The organism is Deltaproteobacteria bacterium, from assembly GCA_005879795.1.
Lineage (GTDB): Bacteria > Desulfobacterota > Binatia > DP-6 > DP-6 > DP-6.
In genome coordinates, this window is the sequence record VBKJ01000195.1 from 1 (window position 1) to 21,703 (window position 21,703).

At 71.8% G+C, this 21,703-nt stretch carries 27 protein-coding genes; 13 read left to right on the forward strand and 14 right to left on the reverse strand.

The features are described from left to right. The 4 genes from E6J59_16035 to E6J59_16050 form a co-directional block, all read left to right on the forward strand. Positions 1-356, forward strand: a 356-nt coding sequence (locus tag E6J59_16035) for a hypothetical protein (GenBank protein TMB17528.1), incomplete at its 5' end; no start/stop codon positions are given. Beyond that, positions 353-1,498 carry a thiolase family protein gene (locus tag E6J59_16040; GenBank protein TMB17529.1) on the forward strand — a complete coding sequence of 382 codons (1,146 nt, stop codon included), beginning with the start codon at positions 353-355 and terminating at the stop codon, positions 1,496-1,498. The genes E6J59_16035 and E6J59_16040, both read left to right, overlap by 4 nt. A 268-nt stretch (positions 1,499-1,766) precedes the next feature. Further along, on the forward strand, positions 1,767-2,009 hold the full coding sequence (locus E6J59_16045) for a ribbon-helix-helix protein, CopG family (protein TMB17530.1): 243 nt from the start codon (positions 1,767-1,769) through the stop codon (positions 2,007-2,009). Further along, a complete protein-coding gene (locus E6J59_16050; GenBank protein ID TMB17531.1) occupies positions 1,994-2,332 on the forward strand; it encodes a type II toxin-antitoxin system PemK/MazF family toxin in 339 nt (112 codons plus the stop codon). Before E6J59_16045 ends, E6J59_16050 begins: the two co-directional genes overlap by 16 nt. Positions 2,333-2,495: 163 nt before the next feature. On the opposite strand, the gene E6J59_16055 is transcribed toward E6J59_16050, so the two are convergent. Next, positions 2,496-3,740, reverse strand: a complete 1,245-nt coding sequence (locus E6J59_16055; GenBank protein ID TMB17532.1) for an amidohydrolase — start codon at positions 3,738-3,740, stop codon at positions 2,496-2,498. Between the two features lie 77 nt (positions 3,741-3,817). Between E6J59_16055 and E6J59_16060 the strand changes: the two genes are divergently transcribed. Then, positions 3,818-4,543 carry an NIPSNAP family containing protein gene (locus E6J59_16060; protein ID TMB17533.1) on the forward strand — a complete coding sequence of 242 codons (726 nt, stop codon included), beginning with the start codon at positions 3,818-3,820 and terminating at the stop codon, positions 4,541-4,543. Here E6J59_16060 and E6J59_16065 read toward each other — a convergent pair. Both E6J59_16065 and E6J59_16070 read right to left on the reverse strand, forming a co-directional pair. Next, the gene (locus E6J59_16065; protein ID TMB17534.1) at positions 4,527-4,712 is read right to left on the reverse strand and encodes a hypothetical protein; all 186 of its coding nucleotides are present in this window, start codon (positions 4,710-4,712) and stop codon (positions 4,527-4,529) included. The genes E6J59_16060 and E6J59_16065 overlap by 17 nt on opposite strands. Before the next feature lie 156 nt (positions 4,713-4,868). Next, entirely contained in the window at positions 4,869-5,246 is a 378-nt protein-coding gene (locus tag E6J59_16070) for a hypothetical protein (protein ID TMB17535.1), read from the reverse strand. Here E6J59_16070 and E6J59_16075 point away from each other — a divergent pair. Both E6J59_16075 and E6J59_16080 read left to right on the forward strand, forming a co-directional pair. Beyond that, positions 5,204-6,112, forward strand: a complete 909-nt coding sequence (locus tag E6J59_16075) for an alpha/beta fold hydrolase (protein TMB17536.1) — start codon at positions 5,204-5,206, stop codon at positions 6,110-6,112. The two genes, E6J59_16070 and E6J59_16075, sit on opposite strands and share 43 nt — an antisense overlap. Then, complete coding sequence (locus E6J59_16080) at positions 6,109-6,969, forward strand: SDR family NAD(P)-dependent oxidoreductase (protein TMB17537.1); 861 nt, start codon at positions 6,109-6,111, stop codon at positions 6,967-6,969. The genes E6J59_16075 and E6J59_16080 overlap by 4 nt, the downstream gene beginning before the upstream one ends. A 28-nt stretch (positions 6,970-6,997) precedes the next feature. On the opposite strand, the gene E6J59_16085 is transcribed toward E6J59_16080, so the two are convergent. The 4 genes from E6J59_16085 to E6J59_16100 form a co-directional block, all read right to left on the reverse strand. Next, a complete protein-coding gene (locus E6J59_16085) occupies positions 6,998-7,945 on the reverse strand; it encodes an NAD-dependent epimerase/dehydratase family protein (protein TMB17538.1) in 948 nt (315 codons plus the stop codon). Positions 7,946-7,951: 6 nt separating this feature from the next. Continuing rightward, complete coding sequence (locus E6J59_16090; GenBank protein ID TMB17539.1) at positions 7,952-8,482, reverse strand: PIN domain-containing protein; 531 nt, start codon at positions 8,480-8,482, stop codon at positions 7,952-7,954. Between the two features lie 178 nt (positions 8,483-8,660). Beyond that, the gene (locus E6J59_16095) at positions 8,661-9,137 is read right to left on the reverse strand and encodes a DUF4440 domain-containing protein (GenBank protein TMB17540.1); all 477 of its coding nucleotides are present in this window, start codon (positions 9,135-9,137) and stop codon (positions 8,661-8,663) included. Further along, a complete protein-coding gene (locus E6J59_16100) occupies positions 9,074-9,790 on the reverse strand; it encodes a crotonase/enoyl-CoA hydratase family protein (GenBank protein TMB17541.1) in 717 nt (238 codons plus the stop codon). Before E6J59_16100 ends, E6J59_16095 begins: the two co-directional genes overlap by 64 nt. A gap of 177 nt (positions 9,791-9,967) precedes the next feature. On the opposite strand from E6J59_16100, the gene E6J59_16105 reads away from it, so the two are divergent. After that, positions 9,968-10,243 carry a hypothetical protein gene (locus tag E6J59_16105; protein ID TMB17542.1) on the forward strand — a complete coding sequence of 92 codons (276 nt, stop codon included), beginning with the start codon at positions 9,968-9,970 and terminating at the stop codon, positions 10,241-10,243. A 19-nt stretch (positions 10,244-10,262) separates the two neighbouring features. On the opposite strand, the gene E6J59_16110 is transcribed toward E6J59_16105, so the two are convergent. Then, entirely contained in the window at positions 10,263-11,477 is a 1,215-nt protein-coding gene (locus E6J59_16110; GenBank protein TMB17543.1) for an acyl-CoA dehydrogenase, read from the reverse strand. Between the two features lie 10 nt (positions 11,478-11,487). Further along, entirely contained in the window at positions 11,488-12,927 is a 1,440-nt protein-coding gene (locus tag E6J59_16115; GenBank protein ID TMB17544.1) for a phosphotransferase family protein, read from the reverse strand. Here E6J59_16115 and E6J59_16120 point away from each other — a divergent pair. Beyond that, complete coding sequence (locus E6J59_16120) at positions 12,673-13,836, forward strand: cytochrome P450 (GenBank protein TMB17545.1); 1,164 nt, start codon at positions 12,673-12,675, stop codon at positions 13,834-13,836. The two genes, E6J59_16115 and E6J59_16120, sit on opposite strands and share 255 nt — an antisense overlap. 22 nt (positions 13,837-13,858) lie before the next feature. On the opposite strand, the gene E6J59_16125 is transcribed toward E6J59_16120, so the two are convergent. Together E6J59_16125 and E6J59_16130 are read right to left on the reverse strand one after the other, a co-directional pair. Further along, positions 13,859-14,671 carry an SDR family NAD(P)-dependent oxidoreductase gene (locus tag E6J59_16125; protein TMB17546.1) on the reverse strand — a complete coding sequence of 271 codons (813 nt, stop codon included), beginning with the start codon at positions 14,669-14,671 and terminating at the stop codon, positions 13,859-13,861. Positions 14,672-14,680: 9 nt separating this feature from the next. Beyond that, the gene (locus tag E6J59_16130; protein ID TMB17547.1) at positions 14,681-15,526 is read right to left on the reverse strand and encodes a ferritin-like domain-containing protein; all 846 of its coding nucleotides are present in this window, start codon (positions 15,524-15,526) and stop codon (positions 14,681-14,683) included. 111 nt (positions 15,527-15,637) lie between these two features. Here E6J59_16130 and E6J59_16135 point away from each other — a divergent pair, with 111 nt between their 5' ends. Both E6J59_16135 and E6J59_16140 read left to right on the forward strand, forming a co-directional pair. Then, on the forward strand, positions 15,638-16,387 hold the full coding sequence (locus tag E6J59_16135) for a hypothetical protein (GenBank protein ID TMB17548.1): 750 nt from the start codon (positions 15,638-15,640) through the stop codon (positions 16,385-16,387). 57 nt (positions 16,388-16,444) lie between these two features. Continuing rightward, positions 16,445-17,203: a urate hydroxylase PuuD gene (locus tag E6J59_16140; protein ID TMB17549.1), complete on the forward strand. Its 759-nt coding sequence runs from the start codon at positions 16,445-16,447 to the stop codon at positions 17,201-17,203. 18 nt (positions 17,204-17,221) lie between these two features. Here the strand turns inward: E6J59_16140 and E6J59_16145 are convergent, their stop codons facing one another. Both E6J59_16145 and dcd read right to left on the reverse strand, forming a co-directional pair. Continuing rightward, the gene (locus E6J59_16145) at positions 17,222-17,599 is read right to left on the reverse strand and encodes a PaaI family thioesterase (protein ID TMB17550.1); all 378 of its coding nucleotides are present in this window, start codon (positions 17,597-17,599) and stop codon (positions 17,222-17,224) included. Further along, positions 17,596-18,105 carry a dCTP deaminase gene (gene dcd / locus E6J59_16150; GenBank protein ID TMB17570.1) on the reverse strand — a complete coding sequence of 170 codons (510 nt, stop codon included), beginning with the start codon at positions 18,103-18,105 and terminating at the stop codon, positions 17,596-17,598. Before dcd ends, E6J59_16145 begins: the two co-directional genes overlap by 4 nt. A gap of 55 nt (positions 18,106-18,160) precedes the next feature. On the opposite strand from dcd, the gene E6J59_16155 reads away from it, so the two are divergent. Both E6J59_16155 and glgP read left to right on the forward strand, forming a co-directional pair. Further along, positions 18,161-18,940 carry an enoyl-CoA hydratase gene (locus tag E6J59_16155; protein TMB17551.1) on the forward strand — a complete coding sequence of 260 codons (780 nt, stop codon included), beginning with the start codon at positions 18,161-18,163 and terminating at the stop codon, positions 18,938-18,940. 38 nt (positions 18,941-18,978) lie between these two features. Then, positions 18,979-20,532: an alpha-glucan family phosphorylase gene (gene glgP / locus E6J59_16160; protein ID TMB17571.1), complete on the forward strand. Its 1,554-nt coding sequence runs from the start codon at positions 18,979-18,981 to the stop codon at positions 20,530-20,532. 119 nt (positions 20,533-20,651) lie between these two features. On the opposite strand, the gene E6J59_16165 is transcribed toward glgP, so the two are convergent. Continuing rightward, positions 20,652-21,701 (reverse strand): hypothetical protein, encoded by a 1,050-nt coding sequence (locus tag E6J59_16165; protein ID TMB17552.1) that lies wholly within the window; start codon positions 21,699-21,701, stop codon positions 20,652-20,654. Between the last annotated feature and the right edge of the window lie 2 nt (positions 21,702-21,703).

Consider the following 21,703-nt stretch of genomic DNA (forward strand, 5'->3'; position numbering starts at 1 on the left):
GCCTGCTCGGCTCGCGCTGCCGGGACTGCGGCGAGCACTTCTTCCCGCGGCGGGCGATCTGCGCCAAGTGCATGAGCGAGCGGACGGAGGACGTGCTCCTCGGCCCGCGGGGCACGCTCTTCAGCTACACCTTCGTCCACTTCCCGCTCTTCGGCTCGACGCGCGTCGAGCACATCGGCTACGGTGTGGGGCAGGTCGATCTCCCCGAGGGGCCGCGCGTGCAGCTCCCGCTCGCCGGCAGGCAGGAGGATTACCGCCTCGGCCAGACGCTCGAGGCCGAGCTCGAGGCGCTGCGCGAGGAGGGCGATCACGACGTCGTCATCCTCCGCTTCCGGCCGGGGGAGAGCGGGCGATGAAGGACGTCGCCGTCCTCGGCGTCGGCATGCACCGCTTCGGCATGTGGGCCGAGAAGTCGAACGCCGACATGGCGCGCGAGGCGGGGCTCGCGGCGCTGCGCGACGCGGGGCTCTCCTTCCGCGACGTGCAGGCGGCGTACGTGGGCTACATCTTCGCGCCCGTCATGAGCGCCGTGCGCACCATGAAGGAGTTCGGGCTGACGGGCATCCCGGTCCAGCGCGTCGAGAACGCGTCGGCCACCGGCTCGGCGGCGTTCCGCGAGGCGTGCTTCGCGGTCGAGAGCGGCCGTCATGACGTCGTCATGGTCGTCGGCTTCGACAAGATGACGACCATGATCCAGTCGTCGGGCCGGAACACGGACCCGGCGTGGCTCGAGGACTCGATCCTGCCCGCCGCCTTCTTCGCCATGTGGGCCACACGGCGCATCCACGAGCGCGGCACCAAGCCCGAGCACCTGGCCGCCATCGCCGCGAAGAACTTCAACAACGGCGCCCTGAACCCGATGAGCCAGCGCCAGCCCGACGCGCCCGTCACGGTCGAGAAGGTGCTCGCCTCGCGCATGGTCGCCTGGCCGCTCACGGCCATGATGTCGTGCCCGATCGGGGACGGCGCGGCGTGCGCGATCGTCGGGCGACCCGAGATCGCGCGGAGGCTCCGCCCCGCCCGGCCGCTGGTGCGCGTGCTCGCCTCGGAGCTCCAGACCGAGCGCTACGAGCGCGGGCACCTCTTCATCGGTCCGGTGGTCGGCCCGGCGCGCATGTCGGTCGACACCTCGCGCGCGGCTTACGAGCAGGCCGGCCTCGGGCCCGCGGACATGGACCTCGTCCAAGTCCACGACGCGTTCGCCATCGAGGAGCTCGAGTACTACGAGCTGCTGGGGCTCTGCGGCGAGGGGGAGGCCGAGGCGGCGATCGAGCGCGGCGACTTCGCGCTGGGCGGGCGGGTGCCGGTGTCGACCGACGGCGGGCTTATCGCCCGCGGGCACCCGGGCGGACCGACCGGGCTCGCGCAGATCTGGGAGACGACGCTCCAGCTGCGCGGCGAGGCGGGGAAGCGGCAGGTGAAGGACGCGCGCGTGGGCCTCTGCCACATGATGGGCGGCGGGAGCGTGTGCGCGATCCACATCCTGGCGCGGGAGTAGCGCCTCACTTCGGGTGGGGCACGATGTCTCCGCGCGCGGCGATCAGCGATCTGGACACGCCCGTGCCCTCCGCCTGAGGGCACGAGTGGCAGCGCTGGGCTGAGGTGAAGGGTTGAAGCAGGCTGGTTGCGCGCTCCCATCGCCTGGTTAGCCGGCTTTCGCTCGTCTCCTACCACGCTCGGGCATCGCCGCGATGACCGAACGGAGGAGCCTGTTCACGGTGTTCGCCGAATGGTATGAGGTATCGTCATACCAAGGAGCAGTCGCCATGCCCGCCGCGAAGATCGCCATCACCATCGAAGCACAGCTCTTGAAGCGTATCGACCGCCTTGTCGCCCAACGCAAGTTCCCGAATCGGAGCCGCGCGATCCAAGAGGCCGTCCGCGACAAGCTCGACCGGCTCGAGCGAGGCCGACTGGCGCGCGAGTGCGCCAAGCTGAACAGGTCTGCCGAGCAGAGGATGGCCGACGAAGGGATGGCCGCGGACTTTGAAGAATGGCCCGAGTTCTGAGGGGCGATATCGTTTGGGCCAACCTGAATCCCGTGGTCGGCCATGAGCAGGCGGGCCGTCGTCCAGTTGTCGTCCTCAGCGCCGACGTATTCAACGAGCACTCCGGCACGGTCATCGCCATGGCGTTGACCAGCCAACCCCAGCGGGCCGGGTTTCCTCTCGTCTTGGAGCTCGAGTCGGTGAACGTCGGAAAACCGGCCTGGGTGAAGATCAGCCAGATTCGCACGTTGTCTACTCGTCGCCTCGGCAAAAAGCTCGGCCGCGTTTCGCCTGACGAACTCCAGCGGCTTGTCGAAGGACTCAACGAAATCATTACCGCCTAACTAACGATTAGAAGGTTCCATGTAACTCCAGCAACCTGTAGTTTAATCCGACGTCGATCGCAGGACCGTGACGCGTTTCGACGAAAATCCGGACGCTTGCCAACGGGATCACGATCGCACCCCGGCGTTAGGCTGCACGGCAGGACAGCATAACCCGCCCCCCTCACCCTGGCGCCGGCAGCCCGTACACGTCCCGCGCGTTCGCCCCGAAGATGCGCGCCTGCTGCGCGCCGGTAAGGCTCGCCGTCGCCTCCGCGAGCTCCTTCACCACCCCCGGGAACTTCGCGTCGGGGTGCGGGTAGTCGCTCGCCCAGATGATGCGCTCGGCGCCGACCAGCGGATGGTTCGCCGTGAAGGCCAGCGTCGATTCGTCGGGGTCGAAGGAGATGTAGCACTGGCGGCGGAAGTACTCCGACGGCTTCATCTTGAGCGACGGCACGTCCCAGCGGAACACCTCGAAGTGGTGGTCGAGGCGCTCGAGCCAGGGCACGATCCAGCCGCCGTTGGCCTCGAGGAAGAGCACGGTGAGCTTGGGGAAGCGCTCGCAGATGCCGCCGGCGCAGAAGAGGGCCACGCACTCCATCACGTCGAACGGGTTCGAGAGCGCCTGGCTGAAGAAGACGTTGCCGAGGTTGCGGATCGGGTCGGCCGGGCTCTCGTGCCCGGTGTCGTAGCGGACGCCCTCGGCGCGGATGGCGCCGTAGCCGAGCGCGCGACAGGCGCCCGGCATGTCGGGGGCGAGGAAGGGGTGGAGCCCGATCGGCATCTCGAGATCCTGGCAGACCGCCCAGATGGCATCGTAGACCGGGGCGTTCAGCTTGCGGCCCCCGACGGCGGGGTTCGGGCGCAGGAAGACGCCCACCAGGCCGAGCTCCTTCGCGCGGCGGATGGTGCGCACGGCGCGCTCGATCTCCTGGGTGGGGACGACGGCGGCGCCGAAGAGGCGCTTCGGCGCGTAGGCGCAGTACGCGTGCAGCCACTCGTTGTAAGCGTCGGCCTGCACCTCGGCGAAGGCCGCGTCCTCGATCGCGGGCAGCCCGAGGAGCATGGTCGGGTAGAGGACCGCCTGCGCGATGCCCTCGACCTGCATGTCGGGGAGACGCGGCGCCGGGCTGAAGGCACCGGGCCGGACCTCCGAGTAGCGGAGCTTGCCCGCGCGGGCGCGCTCGCGATCGGCGGGCGTCATGCCCGCCGTGCCCGCGAGGGCCATGCCGCCCGCCGGACGCACGCCGCCGTTGTAGTGCAGCCACTCGCTGCCGTCGGCCTTGGTCTCGATGTGCCAGATGCGCTCGCGGTACTCGGACGGGGCGAAGCGCAGCATGCCGTCGGGGTGCTCGAGGACGTGCCCGTCGGCGTCGACGACCAGGCTGGGGATGGCCATGTGAGCCTCCTCTGGGCTGCGGATCATACGAGAGCCGCTCGTCGCGCGGCAAGGCAGGGTCGCTTGCCCGCGCGGGGACGACTGTCGTAAGCCTGCACGCCCGAGTGCCGAACCCGAAGCTCTACCTGCACGAGACGATCCACATCATCGGCACCGGGTCCGAGGCCTACAAGCGGCACACCGGCACGCGCACGCCGAGCGGGCCGGCCGGGTTCCTGGTCGGGACCTGGCAGCAGTCGGGGTCGACCGGCGACTGGCCGCGCGTCGTGAACCTCTGGGAGATGGAGGGCTGGAAGGGCTGGGAGAAGATTCTCGAGCACCAGTACGCCGGCGCGGGGCAGCCGCCGGCGCTCGCCAGGTGGTGGGCGGAGGCGGCCAGGCTCCGCTCGGGCGGCTTCGACCGCATTCTCGAGCCGGCGCCGTACTGCCCGACGCGCGCGGAGCTCATCCGCCGGCGTGTCCGCGGCCGTGCCTTCATCCAGGAGACCGCGACCGTCGTGCCCGGGGCGGCCGATGCGTACCTCGAGGCGGTCGAGACGCGTTGGCTCCCGGTGGCGGCCCGCCGCGGCCTCACGCTCGCGGGCGCCTGGCGCACGGCGATGCGCGACACCGAGGCCGTCCTCCTCTGGTGCCTGCCGACGCTCGGCCACTACGTCCGCCACCTGAGCGACTTTGCGAGCGCGGCCGAGACCCGCGCGTGGGCGACCGAAGCGCGCCGCTGGCGCACCGACTACCGCGAGACGCTCCTCGTCCCGAGCCCGTGGTGTGTGATGCACCCGGACTGGAAGGAGGAAGGCGCCGCGGGGCGCCGCACTACGTCCGGCGCGTGAGGGGGATGCCCGACTCGGCCGCGGCGCGCGTGCCCGCGTCGAGCTGGAGCCCGAGGCCGTCGGCGAGGCGGGTCAGGTAGTTGAAGATGCCGACCACGTGCGCCACCTCGAGGCACGCGCGGTCGTCGAAGCCGAGGTCGCGCAGCGGCTGCCAGTCCTCCTCCACCATGCGCGTGGGCGTGGCGCTCAGCTTCTCCGCGACCTCGCACAGTGCGCGCTCGCGGGACGTGAGGGTGGACGCGTCGCGCCATCGCTTGGCCTTGATGGCCTCGACCAGCTCCCGCTCTCCGCCCTCGACACGCAGAAACTCTGCGTGCGACTGCGTTCAGTAGTGGCAGTCCTGCGCGGCAGAGGTGACCGCCGCGATCAGCTCGCGCTCGCGGCGCGAGAGGCTGCCCGGCGCGAACATGATCTGCCCGAAGAGCGCGCCGAAGAGCGGCGCGTACTGCTCGTGCGCCATCACGAGGCGCGCCATCGCGGGAAGGAAGCCAAAGTCGTACGGCGAGCCGGGCGGCATGAGGGCGCGGACCTCGGCCTCGCTCGGCAGCACGACCCACGCGTCGGGGCTCCGAGGCATGCCGGCCCCTTCTACGGCGCCGCCACGGCCATGGCAATGCAGGCCGCGCGGATGCGGGCCGTCGACAATGCGGGCCGCGACAGATGCGGGCCGCGCGGATTGACGCCCCGAAGGCGCCTCGGCCATACTCGCGCGCCCACCAGGAGGGACGTCCCATGGCCACCGCCAAGGTCGACTCGATCGAGCTCTACTACGAGGAGCACGGGCGGGGCGGCCCGCTCCTCCTCATCATGGGCCTCGCCGCCGACTCGACGGCGTGGATGTTCCAGGTCCCCGACTTCGCGCGACGCTACCGGACGATCGCCTTCGACAACCGCGGCGTCGGGCGGAGCTCCAGGCCCCCCGGCCCCTACACGATCCACCAGATGGCGGACGACGCGGCCGGGCTGCTCGACGCGCTCGACCTCCAGCGCGCGCACGTGCTCGGCGTCTCGATGGGCGGCATGATCGCGCAGGAACTGGCGCTCCGGCAGCCCGAGCGCGTGCGCGGCCTGGTCCTCGCGTGCACCTACCCCGAGCCGGACGCCGAGGTGGAGCGGCAGCGCGAGTTCGGCATGCAGCGGTTCGGCGGGACGGTGACCGCGAGCGGCGAGATGGAGATCAACCTGAACGCGCTCGACCCGCTCATGTTCTTCCAGCACCTCCTCCCGCGCGTCTTCAACCAATCCTTCATCGACAGGGAGCTCCCGAAGCTGATGCAGCTCTTCGCGGGCGCGCTCCAGTACGGCTTCAGCATGGAGGCAATCCTGGGCCAGGTGGCGGCGGTCATGGGGCACAAGGCGACGGATCGCCTGCACCTGATCCAGTCCCCGACGCTCGTCATCACCGGGGACGCCGACCTCCTCGTCTCGCCCGCCAACTCCGACATCCTGGCGCGCAGCATCCCGGGCGCGAAGCTCATGAAGATCCCCGGCGGCAGCCACGGCTTCAACCTGGAGACCCCCGAGATCTTCAACCGCGCGGTGCTCGACTTCCTGGCCGGCGTGCCGTGAGGCTCGACGGCAAGCTCGCGCTCGTGACGGGCGCCGCGAGCGGCATCGGCCGCGAGACCGCGCTCGCCCTGGCGCGTGGGGGAGCCGACCTCGCCGTCTGCGACCTGAACGGGGCGGGCCTCGAGGAGACGGCGGCCGCGATCCGCTCCCTCGGGCGACGCGCCCTCGCCCGGCGGGTGGACGTCGCGCGAGCCGAGGAGGTGCGCGCCTTCGCCGACGCGGTCCACGCCGAGCACGAGGCCGTCGACGTCCTGGTCAACAACGCCGGCGTGGGGCTGGGCGGCGGGTTCCTCGACACCTCGCTCGAGGACTGGCAGTGGATCCTCTCGATCAACCTCTGGGGCGTGATCCACGGCTGCCACTTCTTCCTCCCCCGCATGGTACGGCGCGGCCGCGGCGGGCACGTGGTGAACGTCTCCTCGGCCGCCGGCTTCCTCGCCACCCCCCAGCTCGCCGCCTACAGCGCGACCAAGTTCGCCGTCTTCGGCCTCTCCGAGGCGCTGCGCGAGGAGCTTCGCCCGCACGGCATCGCGGTCACCACCGTGTGCCCGGGGATCATCAACACGCCGATCACCACCACCTCCCCCATGCGCGGGCCGCTGGCGACGCCCGAGGCGCGCGCGGCGCTGGTCGAGATCTACCGCCGCCGCAACTACGGCCCCGAGCGCGTGGCGGCGAACATCCTCCGGGCGATCGCGCGCCGACGTGCGGTCGCGCCCATCTCGCCCGAGGCGTGGGTCATGTACCTGTTGAAACGGCTCTCGCCCGGCCTCACGGCGCGCTTGAACCGCGCCCTCCAGGCGCGCATGGAGCGGCAGATGGGGCTCAGCGCGCCGCCGCCGCGTGCGCGAGCGTGAGGAGCGAGATCTCCGGCGGCACGCGACCTCAAAGCAGGACCAGGCCCTCGCGCAGCGACGGGTACGTGAGCCGGGGCAGCAGCTCCCGCTTCATGCGCGAGGTGTCGGCCCACGTCGAGACCATACCGATCGCGACGAAGTCGCGCGTGAGCGGCGCCGCGGTCCCGAAGAGCGCCGCGAACGCCTCGCAGCCCGCGCCCGCCAGCGGGAAGCACCAGCGCGGGAGCCGCCACGGCTTCCGGAACCCCCAATGCCCTGCCACCGTGTCCAGGAACTCCTGCAGCGTGACGGGCTGGTCATCGCCCAGGTTGTAGATGCCCGCGACGTGCTCGCCCTCGATGGCCGCCACCGCGGCGGCGTGGAAGTCGGGGAGCGCGAGCAGGTGCTCCCACGTTGGCTGCCGCCACACGGCCAGCAGGCGGTGGCGGAGGAGCCAGCGCGCCGCCTCGACCATCTTGATGCCGCGGGCGTAGACGGCGCCGACGCGCAGGACCACGGGCACCATGTGCGTTCCTTGACAGGCCGCGAAGACGCGCTTCTCCGCCAGGAGCCGCGTGCGCGCGTGCACGGAGCCGGGGGCGCCGTCCAAGCGCGCCGTGGCGGGTCGCTCGGGCGACGATTCGCCCTCGACGTGCGGAAAGCTCACCAGCACGAACTTGTGCACGCCGGCCGCGCGGGCCGCCGCGAGCAGGTTTTCCACGTAGCCGACGTTGGTCTGCGGCAGGAACTTCTCCGGTCGGGGCGCGAAGAGGACCCCCGCGAAGTGCACGATGCAGTCGACGTCGCGGCATGCCTCGGCCAGGGTCGCGGGGTCTTCGAGGTCTGCCCGGCACACGGAGGCGTTGGGATGCACGCTTGCGTCGAAGGGCAGCGGCGTGCGGTGCACCAGCAGCCGGAGCCGGTGCGGGCTCGCGAGCAGATGGCGGGCGAGGAGCGAGCCCATGTTGCCGGCGGCGCCGGTGATGAGAATCTGCATGCGGGGTCAGAGGTCCCGCGGAACGAGCTTCGGCCGACCTCGGATCTGGATGGCGCCGAAGTGCCCCAGATCGAACGTCGCAATGGCCTCCGCGCGCCGGCGCTCGGCGACGGCCATGACGACCGTGTCCACGAGCCCGAGCTTCAGGCCTCGATGGCGCATACACAGCTCGCGTGCGCGACCGAGATCTGCGGCGGCGCCCCACTCCACGGTGAAGCCTCCGGACGCAAGATCATCGACGAACGCCTGCTCGACGCGCTGTCCAAGCTGCGTCGCGGCGAGGTAATCGACCTCGGGAAGGATCGCCCATGGAAGCAGCCAGACCTGGGGCCGTTCCTCGTACAACGCGCGCAGCGTGTGGTGATGCGGGTCGTCGGCGTCGAGGAGCGCGATGATGGCGCCGGTATCGGCGACGATCACCGCGATCGCCCCATTCCCTTGAGCAGCTCCTCGGCCCGTTCGCTCAGCTTCGCCCCACCGCTGCGCCCGGCGCCGAGGCTGCGCGGAGCCGGCCGACGATCGCGTCGCTGCGCGTATTCTTTGACCGCCTCGCGCACCAGGGCGGCGGGCGCTCGCCGCTCGCGCCGAGCGATCGCCTTGAGCCGCTCGTAGTCCGCCGCGTCGAGGTAGACCGTGGTTTTCGCGGTGGAGATATGGTTACCATATATGGTGACGACGCCGGCGGCAAGCCGGGACCGCGGGGGCGCCCTTCCGCCTACCGCCGCGGGGGCTCGCCCACCTCCTCCAGCGGCCCGCTCGGATCGTAGTACAGCTCCTGCTCGGCGATGAGCCCGTCGCGGTAGCGGTAGACGACCACGTAGCTCGAGCGCAGCCGCTGTCCCGCGCGCGTGAAGTCGAATTGGATGCGCACGAACGCCGCGCCGCCGCCGGGCACGATGGCCCACTCGACCGCGCGGTAGGTGATCGCCTCCAGGCGGCGGATGGTGAGCCCGATGAACTCGAGCGTGCGCTCCACGCCTTCGATGCGGGCCGGCCAGCCGAAGAGCCGCACCGTCGGGCTCAGGTACACGACGGCCGGATGATAGAGGGCCCGCGCGAGCGAGAGATCGCCGGCCGCGAAGGCGAGCGCGAAGCGCTCCTCCTGTCCGACGAGCGCGGGCGCGGTGATCACTTGATCGTGGCGCGGCTCGGCAGCGCCCCGACCTCGGTCTCGAGCAGCTCCGTCGCCCATTTGACGACCATGGCCCGGTGGCGAGCCTTGGAGATGGCGTAGGCCACCTGGTCGAGGGCCGCGAGCGGCGCCGCGGCGGCGCGCGCCTCCTCCGCCACGCGCTCGGCCGGGCCCACGACCCCGTGCACGATGCTCCGCTCGAGGGCCTCCTCGGGCGAGTACATGCGGGCATGCAGGATCGCCTCGGTGTGAAAGCGCGGCGGCACGGCCGCCTGGGCGAGCACGATCGCCCAGCTGGGGAGCGCGAGCCCGATCGCCACCTCGTTCAGGTGGAGGCGGAACGGCCCTTCCGCCATGAGGCGCAGGTCGCATGCGAAGGCCAGCATCGCGCCCCCGGCGATCGCGTGCCCGGTGACGGCGGCCACGGTCGGGATCGGGAAGGTGAAGACGCGCAGCATGGTGCGCCCGAAGGCGACCATCGTCCGCTTGAGCTCCTCGGGCGCGAGCGTGGGCAGCACCTTCAGGTTGAGGCCAGCGGAGAAGACGCCCGCGCGGCCCGCCATGACCACCGCCCCCGGCCGCTCGCGCTCGGCGCGGTCGAGGACGGCGTTCAGCCCCTCGAAGAACGCGAGCGTCATCGCGTTCACCTTGCCGTCGTCGAGCGTGATCTGGGCGACGTTGTCCGCAGCCTCGTAGCGCATCGTGTCGGCCATGGCGCTCCCGCCGGCGCTTGCGATGGCGCCGTCCCTCCCTCTACTGTACGTGGACGACCCCGGCGCTCGCAACAACGGGCGCCCGCGGCACACCGTGCCAGGCGTGACACAGTGCCACTCGCCGAACCGGCCGTCTGGCGTGGCCGAAGCCGCGGCAAGCGGCTTGCTATCCCGCGCGTGGAACACGACCTCACCGCGCAGCCGCCGCACGCCGTCCGCACCCGCTTCGAGCTCGCCATCCAGCGCATGATGGACGCCTGGGTCACCGCGGGCCGGATGGAGGTCTCGCCCGAGGACGTCCAGCTCGCGCGCGAGTTCCTCGAGCACTCCGGCTGGAAGGTCGAGGACACTCCCCAGGGCCGCTTGCGGCTCGTCGACCGCTACGGCCAGGCCGAGGAGATGACTCGCCAGGACGCGGTCATGGCCGCGCTCAGACGGCTCGCGCGGAAGTAGCTCCCGCCCCGCCCGAGTCCTACAGCAGCCCGACGCCCGTCGCGCGCCGCGTGCTCCCGTCCTCGCGGAACGCCGCAATCAGGTTCGCGGCGATCTGGGACAGGTGCACCTCGTCGGCACCGTCGACCAGGCGTGCCGAGCGCGCGTGGCGGAGCATGCTCTCGAGCGGCGTGTCCGTGGAGTAGCCGAGCGCGCCGTGGACCTGGATGGCGCGGTCGGTGATGCGCCAGAGCATGTTCGCCACGTGGTGCTTGGCGATCGAGACCTCCTGCCGGAAGGGCAGCCCGTGCTCGATCAGGTAGGCGGCGTGGAGCACCATCAGCTTCGCCGCGTAGAGCTCCATCGCCGACTCGGCCATCATCGCCTGGACGAGCTGCTTGTCGGCGAGCACGCCGCCGTGCAGCTCGCGCGCGAGGGCGCGGTGGACGAGCATCTCGAGCGCCTTCTCGGCGCTCCCGATCCAGCGCATGCAGTGCGCGAGACGGGCCGGACCGAGGCGCGCCTGCCCGAGGCGGTGCCCCTGCCCCCGGCCGCCCAGGATCGCGGCGTCCGGCACGCGCACGTCCTCGAGGCGGATCTCGCAATGGTTGCCGTGCCCGGCCATGGTTTCCACGTCGCGCACGATGGTCCAGCCCGGCGTGTCGGTATCGACGAGAAAGGCCGTGTTGCGCGCCTGCGGCGGCTGGGCGTCGGGATCCGTCTTGGCGATCACGATCGCGAAGGCCGCGCCGCGCGCGCCGGAGATGAACCACTTGTGGCCGTTCAGGACCCAGTGGTCGCCGTCGCGGACGGCCGTGGTACGGATGCCGGTCGGGTCCGAGCCCGCCACCTCCGGCTCCGTCATCGCGAAGCACGAGCGGACCTTGCCGTCGACCAGCGGGCGGAGGTAGCGCTCCTTCTGCTCGGCGTTCGCGTGGTGGAGGAGCGTGTGCATGTTGCCTTCGTCGGGCGCGTGGCAGTTGAGGACGTAGGCCCCCATCATGGTGCGCCCGCACTCCGCCGACACGAAGGCCATGGCGAGCGGCCCGAGCCCCATGCCGCCCCACTCGGGGGGCATGTGCGGCGCCCAGAGGCCCGTCGCCCGCGCCTTCTCGCGCAGCGCTGCGTAGCCCTTGCGCCAGCCCCCCTCCTGCCGCATGCCCGCCTCGGCGGGCGCGACCTCGCCCTCCATGAAGGCGCGCACGCACTCGCGGACCGCGACCACGTCGGGGGGCAGCGTGAAGTCGATGGCCATCCGTCGCTCCTCAGCCGTGGCTCTCGATGTGGGCGCGCGCGAGCCCGATGAGGCCCTCGGCCACCGCCTCGCCGCCCGCCATCCGGTCGTCCGTCGTCTGCCCCTTGTGCCAGCGGTGGAAGAGCTGCTGCACCACGCCGGCCATCTTGAAGAGACCGAAGACGTAGTAATAGGGCATGCGGCGCACGTCGCGGCCGCTCCGCTCGGCGTAGCGCTCGATGGCCTCCGCGCGCGTCATGAAGCCCGGCGTCCGCGACGGCATGGAGGCGAGGAACGCGTACTCCTCCCCCATCTCGAACCACGACGAGAGGAGCGTGCCGAGGTCGGTGAACGGGTCGCCCAGCGTGCACATGTCCCAGTCGTAGACGGCGACGCAGCGCCCGGGGTCGTCTTCCGCGACCGCCATGTTGTCGAGCCGCCAGTCATTGTGCACGAGCGTGGGCGGCGGCGCCGGCGGCAGGTGCTCGGTGAGCCAGCGGATGACCTCCGGCGCAGCCGCGACGTCCTTCGTCCTGGCGCGCTCCCAGCGGTCAGTCCAGCCCTTCACCTGGCGCGCCAGGTAGCCCTCGGGCCTGCCCAGGGTCTCCAGCCCCGCCGCCTTCGGGTCGACCGCGTGGAAGTCGGCGAGCGTGTCGATCATCATCCGGGAGAGCTTCCGGTTTGCGACGGGGTCGCTCCCGCCGCCGAACTCGGGCGGGACCTCGCGGCGCACGACCGTGCCGCGCCGCCGCTCCATCACGAAGAAGGGCCTGCCGATGACGCTCGTGTCCTCGCAGTAGAGAAAGGCGCGCGGCGCGGGCGGGAATGCCCGGTAGAGGACGGAGAGGACCCGGTACTCCCGCCCCATGTCGTGCGCGCTCGCGGGGAGGTCGCCGGGCGGCGGCCGGCGGAGCACGTAGTTCGTGCCGCCGGGGTAGTGGAGGAGGTAGGTCAGGTTCGCGTGCCCGCCGGGGAACTGCCAGATGTCCGGCGTGCCGCTCGCGTCGGGGAGACGCCCCGCGACGTACGCGCCGACGGCGGCCGCGTCGATCTCCTCGCCGGGGCGGACGGGAACGACGTCGGGGTCGGGAGCGGTGCGTGTCACGACGGCTCCGAGTCGACCATGGAGCCGGAGGTAACAGGCGGCCGCGACCGGCGTCAACCGGAGCCATGGTTGCCTCGCAGGCGCGGGCGGCGCTAGTGTCCTCCTCCGCCCATGGACGACCTCGCCGCCGCCTTCGACCCGCAGCTCATGTTCGACTTCCCGGATCCGTATCCGATGTTCGCGGAGATGCGCCGCCTGCAGCCGGTCGCGCACTTCACGATGCTCGGCCGCGAGAACTACGTCGTCACGCGCTACGACGACGTGTGGGCGGTGCTGCGCGACGGCGACACCTACTCCTCGCGCGCCAACTACGAGGTGGGGAGGTTCTTCGGCCGCACCATCATCGAGATGGACGGGAAGGAGCATGCGCGCACACGCGCCCTCGTCTCCGCCGTGTTCAGCGCACGTGCCATCGACGCGCTCGAGCCCACGATCACCCGGCTGGTGCACGAGCGGATCGACACCTTCGCCGGCGCCGGGCGCGCCGACCTGGTGGCCGAGCTGACGACCATCTTTCCCGTGCAGGTGATCGCCCACATCGTCGGCGTGCCGCCGAGCGACTACGCGCGCTTCATGCGCTGGTCGCTCGACCTGATCGCCTTCAGCAAGGACCCGCAGAAGGGGCGTGCCGCGTCGAATCACCTGCACGACTACCTGCTGCCGCTCGTCCGGAGCCGGCGTGCCGAGGCGCGCGACGACGTGATCACGAAGCTCGTCACGGGGACGGTGGACGGTGTCGGACTCACCGACGACGAGGTGATCAGCTTCCTCCGCCTTCTCCTTCCCGCCGGCGCCGAGACGACGTCGCGCCTCATGGGGAGCATGTTCTTCGCGCTGCTCGCCGACCGGGCGGAGCGCCTCGAGCGCGTGCGCGCCGACCGGGCGCTCGCGCCCTGGGCCGTCGAGGAGACGCTCCGCTGGGAGACGCCCGTCCTCTTCGTCGCGCGTCAGGCGACGCGCCCGACCGAGATCGCCGGCGTACCCATCCCGGAGGCGAAGGTCGTCTCGGCCGTGATCGCCTCCGGCAACCGCGACGAGACGCACTACGCCGACCCGGACCGCTTCGACCTGGACCGCCGCGCCGACGACCACCTGTCGTTCGGCTTCGGGCGGCACTTCTGCCTGGGGTACCACCTGGCGAAAATGGAGGCGCGGACGGCGCTGGGTGCGGTGCTCGACCGGCTGCCCGGCCTGCGGCTCGACCCGGGCGCCGAGCCGCCGCGCATCACGGGGCTCGCGTTCCGCTCGCCGCAGGCACTCCGCGTTCGGTTCTAGGGTCCGGCAGACTTGAGCTAGCCTAGCTCTCGAGGTCCGGGAGCACGGGCAGCCGCGCTCGCGCCGTCATGCGGCGAAAGAGCCCCGGCAGCAGCACCCGGACCACGTACGCGATCCCGATGTAGCCCGGCACCGTCACCTCGTACCGCCCGCGCTCGAGCGCCCGCAGCACGCGCCGCGAGAACTCCGGCGGCTCCAGGAACGTGCGCTCCGCGCCGCGCGGCATGCGCGCCATGACCTCGGGCGTGAACATCTCCGTCCGCACCAGCGCCGGGTAGACCGTCATCACGTGGATGCCGAGGGGGGCGAGCTCGTAGGAGAGTCCCTCGGAGAGCCCCGTGATGGCGAACTTGCTCGCCGAGTACGCGGCCTCGTCGGGCTGCCCGAGCTTGCCCGCCACCGAGGAGATGTTGAGGATCCAGCCACGACGCCGGGCGCGCATCGCAGGCAGCACGGCCTTGGTCGCCCACACCACGCCCAGGTAGTTGGTGCGCATCATGCGCTCGATGTCGGCCGGGTCGTGGTCCTTGAAGAGGACGTGGCGCCCGTAACCCGCGTTGTTGACGAGGAGGTCGACGCGCCCGAAGCGCTCGAGCACGCCCGCCGCCGCGTCCTCGATGCTCGCCCGCTCGGCGACGTCGCCCGGGACGACGATCGCATGGCCGCCCGCGCGTCGGATCTCGTCGGCCAGCGCCGTGAGGCGGTCCGCCCGCCGCGCGAGGAGCGCGACCCGCATGCCGCGCGCCGCGAGGTCGCGCGCGAGCTGCGCCCCGATGCCGCTCGAGGCGCCGGTCACGAGGCCCGCGCTGCCCTGGTAGTCGGTGAGCCCGGCCATCGGCCGGCGTCAGGCCGCCGGCGCGCCGTTCCTGCCGCGCGGGGCCAGGCGCAGCGCCTGGCGCACGAGGCGCGGCACGAGCCGGGGCCGCAGCAGGCGTGGATCGTACTCCGCGAGGCGGCGCTCGTTCTCGCGGAGACAGGTCTCGGCGAGCGTCCTGAGCGTCACCTCGCCGATCGAGTCGGGCACCTGCATGGTGAAGTCGTCGCCCTCGTCCGCAGCGCGCAGCTGGAGCGCCGTCCTCGCTCGCCCGAACGCCTGGAGCGAGATGCCGAGGCCGCGGCGCACCAGGAAGCGGGCCTTGCGGTGGAACGGCAGCTGGAGCCGGCGGTACGCCACCCAGTTGGTGAAGAAGAGGATGTGGCGCGCCTCCTCCTGCATGACGCCGTCGAAGCGCTCGACCAGCGGGCCCGGGAAGATGCCCGAGTCCGCCGCCAGGCGGAAGAGCCCGAAGGCGAAGAAGGAGTCGAAGCACTCCCCGTAGCCCATGCGGAGAAAGCCCCACTCCGCGTCGCGCGGGCGCACGCCCTCGCCCTCGGGGATGGGGATGCCGTAGTGGGCGAGCATGCTCTCCAGGAGCGCCGCGTGGCGGCTCTCCTCGTAGGCCTGCATGGCGATCGCCTCGTGCAGCACGGGGTCGCGCTCGACCTCGGCCATGGCCTGCACACGCGCGCCGGCGGTGCGCTCGCTCGACACGGCCTCGGCCCAGAAAGGCAGCGCACGCAGGCGCTGGAGATCGGCGCTGCTCAGCTCGGGCCAGCGCACGTCGCGCACCTCGTAGGCATGAAAGGTGTCGAGAAACTCCCGGCAGAAGAGAGCCTTGTGCTCGGCGCTGCCGATGTTCGGTGCTCGCATCCTTGCGCGCGCGGTTCGCGCCCCCCTATAGCGGGCGCACCACCCCCGGGGCAAGGCGCCGCGTCCAGGACGAATTTGACTGGATGGGGGGCCCTCCCTATGGTCGCGCCGATGTCGCGAGCGTTCCTGGCCCTCGCGCTCGGCCTTCTCGCGGCCTGCGGCCGCGACGAGAGCGCATGCACCGCGTCGCGCACCGCGACGCCGCTCGATCCCGCGACCGCCGGCACGATCACCGGCACGGTCACCTTCGCCGGCACGCCGCCCGCCATGAAGCCCGTGGCGCTCGGCGGCGACCCGCAGTGCGCCGCCCAGCACCAGGGGCCGGTGCTCACGGGCGACGTGCTGGTGCACGACGGACGCGTCGAGAACGCCTTCGTCTACGTCAAGGACGGCCTCGGGGCACGCACCTTCGCCGTCCCCGACACGCAGGTCACGATCGACCAGGTGGGCTGCGTCTACAAACCGCACGTGGCCGGCGTCCAGGCCTGCCAGCCGATCGAGTTCGAGAACGACGACCCGACGCTGCACAACGTGCACGGCACGCCCACCGGCTCCGCGCCGTGGAACTTCGGTATGGCACTTCAGGGCAGCAAGCGGCGCATCCGGGTCGAGAACCCCGAGGTGATGATCCCGGTCACCTGCGACGTGCATCCCTGGATGCGCGCCTACGTGGGCGTCCTCCCTCATCCCTACTTCGCGGTAACGGGCGCCGACGGGCGCTTCACGCTCCGGGGCGTGCCCGCGGGAGAGTACGTGGTCGCGAGCTGGCACGAGCGCTTCGGGACGCGCGAGGCGCGCGTCATTCTGGGCGCCGGCGAGACGAAGGATGTCGCCTTCGCCTACCCCGGCAGCGGGAATTGACGAACCGCCGCCTCACTTGATAGCTGGCTCCCCGACCAACCGAGGAGGGGGGAACTCATGCAGGCAAGCGCGGCGCTCGAAGCACTCTTTCGGTGGATTCACATCGTCGCCGGCATCCTCTGGATCGGCCTCCTCTACTTTTTCAACTTCGTGAACGCCGGGTTCGCGGCGACCATGGACGGCCCCACGAAGCAGAAGGTGGTGCCCGAGCTGATGCCGCGCGCGCTCTACTGGTTCCGCTGGGGCGCGGCGTGGACCTGGGTGACGGGCGTGCTGCTGCTCCTGCTGGTGTTCTGGCACGGCGGCCTCATGTTCGGCCCCGGGGGCGGGTCGACCACGCTCGCCGTCCTCATGGTCCTGGTGACCTTCCTGGCCGCGGCGCTCTACGATGTCCTCGCCAAGAGCGGCTGGGGCAAGGACATCCGGCTCGTCGGCGGGGTGGGCTGGGCGCTCGCGGTGCTGGTCATCCTCGGCTACCTGGCCGCCGGCTTCGGCTACCGCGCCTACGTCATTCACACCGGGGCCATGTTCGGCACCATCATGGCGTTCAACGTGTGGATGCGGATCTGGCCGGCGCAGCGCAAGATCATCACGGCCACCAAGCAGGGGCAGGCGCCCGACCCCGCGTTGGTCGCGCTCTCAGGCACGCGCTCGCGGCACAACACGTATCTCTCGGTGCCGCTCGTCTGGACGATGATCAACCTCCACACCAGCGCCTTTTCGGGGAACGTGGCCTACCTGATCCTCGCCATCCCGGTCGGGTGGGCGGCGGTGTACCTGATCTACAGCAAGGCGGGGACCGTCAAGGGATTCTGACGTCGGGTACCCGCCCCCCTACGCGCGGCGGACGCCGAACGTACCGAGGGCTTTGGCGACCAGGGTGCCGTCGCTCGTCGTGACCTCGCCCTCGGCGATCGCGATGGCCTGGCGGAGGCTCAGCACGCGGGTGCGGCAGAAGAGGAGCTGCTCGCGCGAGAAGGCGACGTAGGTGACGTTGAGGTTGTGGGTCGCGATGCGGTCGGCGGGGCCCAGGCGGCGGTGGAGGGCGACGCCGAGGCTCGTGTCGAGGAGCGCGGCGATGAAGCCGCCGTGCACGGCGCCGAAGGGGCTCATGAGCGCGGCAGGGACGTCCATGCGGACGAGCGCCTCCTCGGCGTCGGCGCGCTCGATGGTGAGGCCGAGCAGCTCCATGAAGCCGGGCAACGCACTCACAGCGATTCCTGCACCTTGAAGCGGCCGGCGTAGACCGCGCTCCCCTCGCAACGCTGGAGCACGATCTGGCACACCGGCACTCCGGCGTGGATGGCGAGCGGGCGGTCGGCGACGTTCGACATCTCGAGCACCTGGCGGCTGTTCACGCCGGGGGCGACGAAGCCCGAGGTGACGTGGACCATGAGCCCGAGCCGCGCGAAGCGGCTCCGCCCCTCGAGCCAGCCGCTGATGTCGGGCGGCAGACGGAGGCGCTCGCGCGTGATGGCGTGGATCGTCTCGCCGGGCTTCAAGAGGTACGCGTCGTCGAGCCGGCGCACCCGCGTCACCGCGCGGTAGTCGGCGTCCTCGGTCACCTCGATCGCATCGGTCCCGTCATCGAAGACGCGGATCTCGTCGCCCAGATGGAGGTCGATCGAGGCCGGCCCGATCTGCTCGGGGGCGAGCGGCTCGATCGCCAGGCGGCCCTTGGCGATCTCGGCCAGGATCACGTCGCGCGTGAGGATCATCGCCCGGCGAGTGTAGCAGAAGCCCGGCGGTGGTATACACGACGAGGGGGACGCCATGCGCTACGAGCACATCCTGGTCTCGGCCGCCGCGGGGCTCACGACCATCACCATGAACCGCCCCGAGCGGCGGAACGCCCTCTCCGAGGCGCACATGCGGGAGCTGATCGCGGCGCTCCGCGCCGCCGCAGAGCAGCCCGACACCCGCGCGATCGTGATCGCCGCGAACGGCCCCGTCTTCTCCGCGGGTCACGACTTCGCCGACATGGTGGAGCGCGACCTCGACGGCATGCGCCGCCTGCTCGCCACCTGCACCGAGCTCATGCTGACGCTCCGGCGCCTGTCCCAGCCGGTCGTGGCGCGCGTGCAGGGCCTCGCCACCGCCGCCGGCTGCCAGCTCGTCGCCTCCTGCGACCTCGCGGTCGCGGCCGAGGAGGCGAGCTTCGCCACCCCGGGCGGCAAGGGCGGCTGGTTCTGCCACACGCCGAGCGTGGCCGTGGCACGCGCCGTGGGCGCCAAGCGCGCGCTCGAGCTCGCGCTGACGGGCGATCCGATCGACGCCCGCACCGCGCTCGCCTGGGGGCTCGTCAACCGCGTCGTCCCCCGCGCGCGGCTCGACGAGGAGAGCGAGGCGCTCGCGCGCGCGGCGAGCCGCGGCAGCCTCGCGTCCAAGGCGCTCGGCAAGCGCACCTTTTACGACACGATCGACCTGGACCTCGAGGCGGCCTACGCGGGCGCCTGCGAGGCCATGGCGACGAGCGCGATGACGCCCGACGGGCGCGAGGCGATGCTCTCCTTCCTCGAGAAGCGCCCGGGCGTCTACCCAGCGAGGCGCTGAGGCACCCCGTCCGCGTGGGTACCGTCGCCTACTTCTGCATGGAGTTCGGACTCCACGAGGAGTTCCCGATCTACGCCGGCGGCCTCGGCGTCCTGGCGGGTGACTTCCTGAAGGCCGCGCAGGACCTGGGCCTGCCCGTGGTGGGCGTCGGGCTGCGCTGGGCGCGCGGCTACTCGCGCCAGCGGATCGGCGACGACGGCGTCCCGGTCGACGAGTTCCCGGAGTACGATGCCGGCTTCCTCGCGGACACGGGCGCGCGTGTGCGCGTGCGTGTGGCGGCGCGCGAGGTCGAGCTGCGCGTGTGGCGCACCGACCGCTGGGGGAACGCGCCGCTCTTCCTCCTGGAACCGGTGGCCGAGGAGGACACGTGGATCACGCACCGCCTCTACGAGCCGCGCCTCGACCGCCGCGTGGCGCAGGAGATCCTGCTCGGCGTGGGCGGCGTGCGCGCGCTCGCCGCGCTCGGGCTCGAGGTCGACACCTACCACTTCAACGAGGGCCACGCGGTGTTCGGCGGCATCGCGATGATCGCCGACCGCATGGCGCTGGGGGCGGCGTTTCCCGCCGCCTGGGCCGACGTGCGCCGGCGCATCGTGTTCACCACGCACACGCCCGTCCCTGCCGGCAACGAAACCCATCCGCTGGCCGAGCTGAGGCGCCTCGGCGCGTGCCGCGAGCTGGCGGATGGCGAGATGCGAGCGATCGGAGGCGACCCGTTCAACATGACGGTGGCCGGGCTCCGCCTCTCGCGCCGCGCCAATGCGGTGTCGGCGCTCCACGGCGAGGTCTCGCGCACCATGTGGCGCGACGTGGAGGGCGCGAGCGAGATCGTCGCCATCACCAACGGCGTGCACGTCCCGACCTGGCAGGACCCGCGCATCGGCGCGGCGCGCGGCGCGCCCGATGCCCTGTGGGCGGCGCATCAGGCGCTCAAGCGCGAGACGGTCGAGGACGTCGCCGCACGCACCGGCGTGCGCCTCGACCCCGACGTGCTGACGCTCGGCTTCGCGCGCCGCGCCGCCGGCTACAAGCGCGCCGACCTGATCTTCTCCGACCCGGCGCGCATCGAGCCGCTGCTCGCGGGCCGACGCCTCCAGCTCGTGTTCGCCGGCAAGGCGCATCCCGACGACGGGGACGGGCGGCAGATCGTCGCCACGCTGGTGGCCATGGCGCGGCGCCACCCCGGGGCCGTGGTGTTCGTGCACGACTACGGCATGGCGATCGGCCGCAGCCTGACGCGCGGCGTGGACGTCTGGCTCAACAACCCGCTCCGCCCGCTCGAGGCGTGCGGCACGTCGGGCATGAAGGCGGCGCTGAACGGCGCCATCAACGTCTCCATCCTGGACGGCTGGTGGCCGGAGGCGTGCCGGCACGGCGAGAACGGCTGGGCGATCGGCGACCGCGGCGAGCCCGACCACGCCCGCGACGTGGACGCGCTCTACGCGACGCTGGAGCGCGAGGTCCTGCCCGCGTGGGCCGACCGCGCGCGCTGGCTCGCGATGATGCAGGCCAGCATCGCCACGGTCGAGGAGCGCTTCTCGGCGGCGCGGATGGTGCGCGAGTACTTCGCGCGGCTCTACGCACGCGGGTAGGCCTGCGCGAAGGCGTAGTCTGGAAGGACGGAGAGCCCGGGCATGCCACCGCCGCGCAGGGCTCCGCGCCGGCGTGCGCGCCGGTCACGCGCCAGCCGCCGCCCTCGAGCCCTCGCTGCTCAGACGACCGTCGCCGCCACGCCGCGCTCGCTCAGCGCCGCGCGCACGTCGCCGGCAAGCAGCCGCGCCGCCGCCTCGTCGCCGCGCAGGTGCGCGTCCATGTGCGCGACCGCGAGGCCTCGGATGGCGAGATGCGCCCGCTCGCCGGGTATGAGGTCCTGGATGGGCGGGATCGCCTTCTGCACGTCCTCGAAGAGCGGATCCTGCGGCATCATGCGGAAGAGTTCGTGCGTCTCCTCGACGCGGTCGCAGAAATGCAAGTGGTCGGCGTCCTCGACGACGACCATCCGCTTCACCCCCAGGGTCTGCTCGAAGAGCTCGTGCATGCCGGCGAGCGGCAGGAGCGAGTCGCGGCCCGCGACCACGTAGAGCGTCGGCACCTCGCGGTCCCAGCGGAGGTCCACCGACTCGCGCAGCAGGTTCACGGGGAGCGGGCTCGCTCCGCCCGCCGGCGCGAGCGGCAGCGCGGCCCGGATGCGGCGGTCGCGCGCCGTGGTGGTGAGCGTCGTCCAGCCGCCGAAGCTGTGTCCCGCCATGCCGATGCGGTCGGGATCCGCGAGGCCGTCCATGCCGAGGACGTGGTCGATCGTGAAGCTCACGTCCGCCGGGCGGAGTATCACGAATTCGCGCAGCACCGTGTCGGGATGGGGGAGCCTGCCTCCCGCCCCGAGGATCAGCACCCCCTGTACGACCTCGAGCATCGTGTTGCCGGTGTGATCGACCGCGGCCACCACGTAGCCGTGGCTCGCGAGATGCGTGCAGAGGAAGGTCGACTGCCGGCGGTGGCCGCCGTAGCCGTGTGAGAACGCGACCAGCGCGTGCCGTCCGGGGCGCGGTGTCGCGTCGCGCACGGCCTCCTGCCACACGGGCGGGAAGCCGGGGATCAGCTGGTAGGTGTCGCGCGCCGATTCCGCGACGTCCCTGCCCGCGTACTCGTCGGTCGCCGGGTACCAGAGCTCGACGGGCAGCGGACGGTCCTGCCGCGAGAGCACGACGGTGCGCACGCCGACCGGGAATGGCCCGCGCGCGAAGGGATCGTAGCCTCCCAACG

Bases quoted from the DNA above. Each gene is read 5' to 3' on its own strand.
- E6J59_16095 (TMB17540.1), bottom strand. From the start codon at position 9,137: ATGGGCGACGGAGCTGCTCGAGACCGAGGTCGGGGCGCTGCCGAGCCG.
- E6J59_16135 (TMB17548.1), top strand. From the start codon at position 15,638: ATGTCGCGAGCGTTCCTGGCCCTCGCGCTCGGCCTTCTCGCGGCCTGC.
- E6J59_16110 (TMB17543.1), bottom strand. From the start codon at position 11,477: ATGGCCATCGACTTCACGCTGCCCCCCGACGTGGTCGCGGTCCGCGAG.
- E6J59_16100 (TMB17541.1), bottom strand. From the start codon at position 9,790: ATGGCCGACACGATGCGCTACGAGGCTGCGGACAACGTCGCCCAGATC.
- glgP (TMB17571.1), top strand. From the start codon at position 18,979: ATGGAGTTCGGACTCCACGAGGAGTTCCCGATCTACGCCGGCGGCCTC.
- E6J59_16125 (TMB17546.1), bottom strand. From the start codon at position 14,671: ATGGCCGGGCTCACCGACTACCAGGGCAGCGCGGGCCTCGTGACCGGC.
- E6J59_16115 (TMB17544.1), bottom strand. From the start codon at position 12,927: ATGCTCCTTCCCGTCCATCTCGATGATGGTGCGGCCGAAGAACCTCCC.
- E6J59_16140 (TMB17549.1), top strand. From the start codon at position 16,445: ATGCAGGCAAGCGCGGCGCTCGAAGCACTCTTTCGGTGGATTCACATC.
- E6J59_16075 (TMB17536.1), top strand. From the start codon at position 5,204: ATGCGGGCCGCGCGGATTGACGCCCCGAAGGCGCCTCGGCCATACTCG.
- E6J59_16120 (TMB17545.1), top strand. From the start codon at position 12,673: ATGGACGACCTCGCCGCCGCCTTCGACCCGCAGCTCATGTTCGACTTC.
- E6J59_16070 (TMB17535.1), bottom strand. From the start codon at position 5,246: ATGGCCGAGGCGCCTTCGGGGCGTCAATCCGCGCGGCCCGCATCTGTC.
- dcd (TMB17570.1), bottom strand. From the start codon at position 18,105: ATGATCCTCACGCGCGACGTGATCCTGGCCGAGATCGCCAAGGGCCGC.
- E6J59_16040 (TMB17529.1), top strand. From the start codon at position 353: ATGAAGGACGTCGCCGTCCTCGGCGTCGGCATGCACCGCTTCGGCATG.
- E6J59_16045 (TMB17530.1), top strand. From the start codon at position 1,767: ATGCCCGCCGCGAAGATCGCCATCACCATCGAAGCACAGCTCTTGAAG.
- E6J59_16130 (TMB17547.1), bottom strand. From the start codon at position 15,526: ATGCGAGCACCGAACATCGGCAGCGCCGAGCACAAGGCTCTCTTCTGC.
- E6J59_16155 (TMB17551.1), top strand. From the start codon at position 18,161: ATGCGCTACGAGCACATCCTGGTCTCGGCCGCCGCGGGGCTCACGACC.
- E6J59_16085 (TMB17538.1), bottom strand. From the start codon at position 7,945: ATGCAGATTCTCATCACCGGCGCCGCCGGCAACATGGGCTCGCTCCTC.
- E6J59_16065 (TMB17534.1), bottom strand. From the start codon at position 4,712: ATGGTGGAGGAGGACTGGCAGCCGCTGCGCGACCTCGGCTTCGACGAC.
- E6J59_16055 (TMB17532.1), bottom strand. From the start codon at position 3,740: ATGATCCGCAGCCCAGAGGAGGCTCACATGGCCATCCCCAGCCTGGTC.
- E6J59_16050 (TMB17531.1), top strand. From the start codon at position 1,994: ATGGCCCGAGTTCTGAGGGGCGATATCGTTTGGGCCAACCTGAATCCC.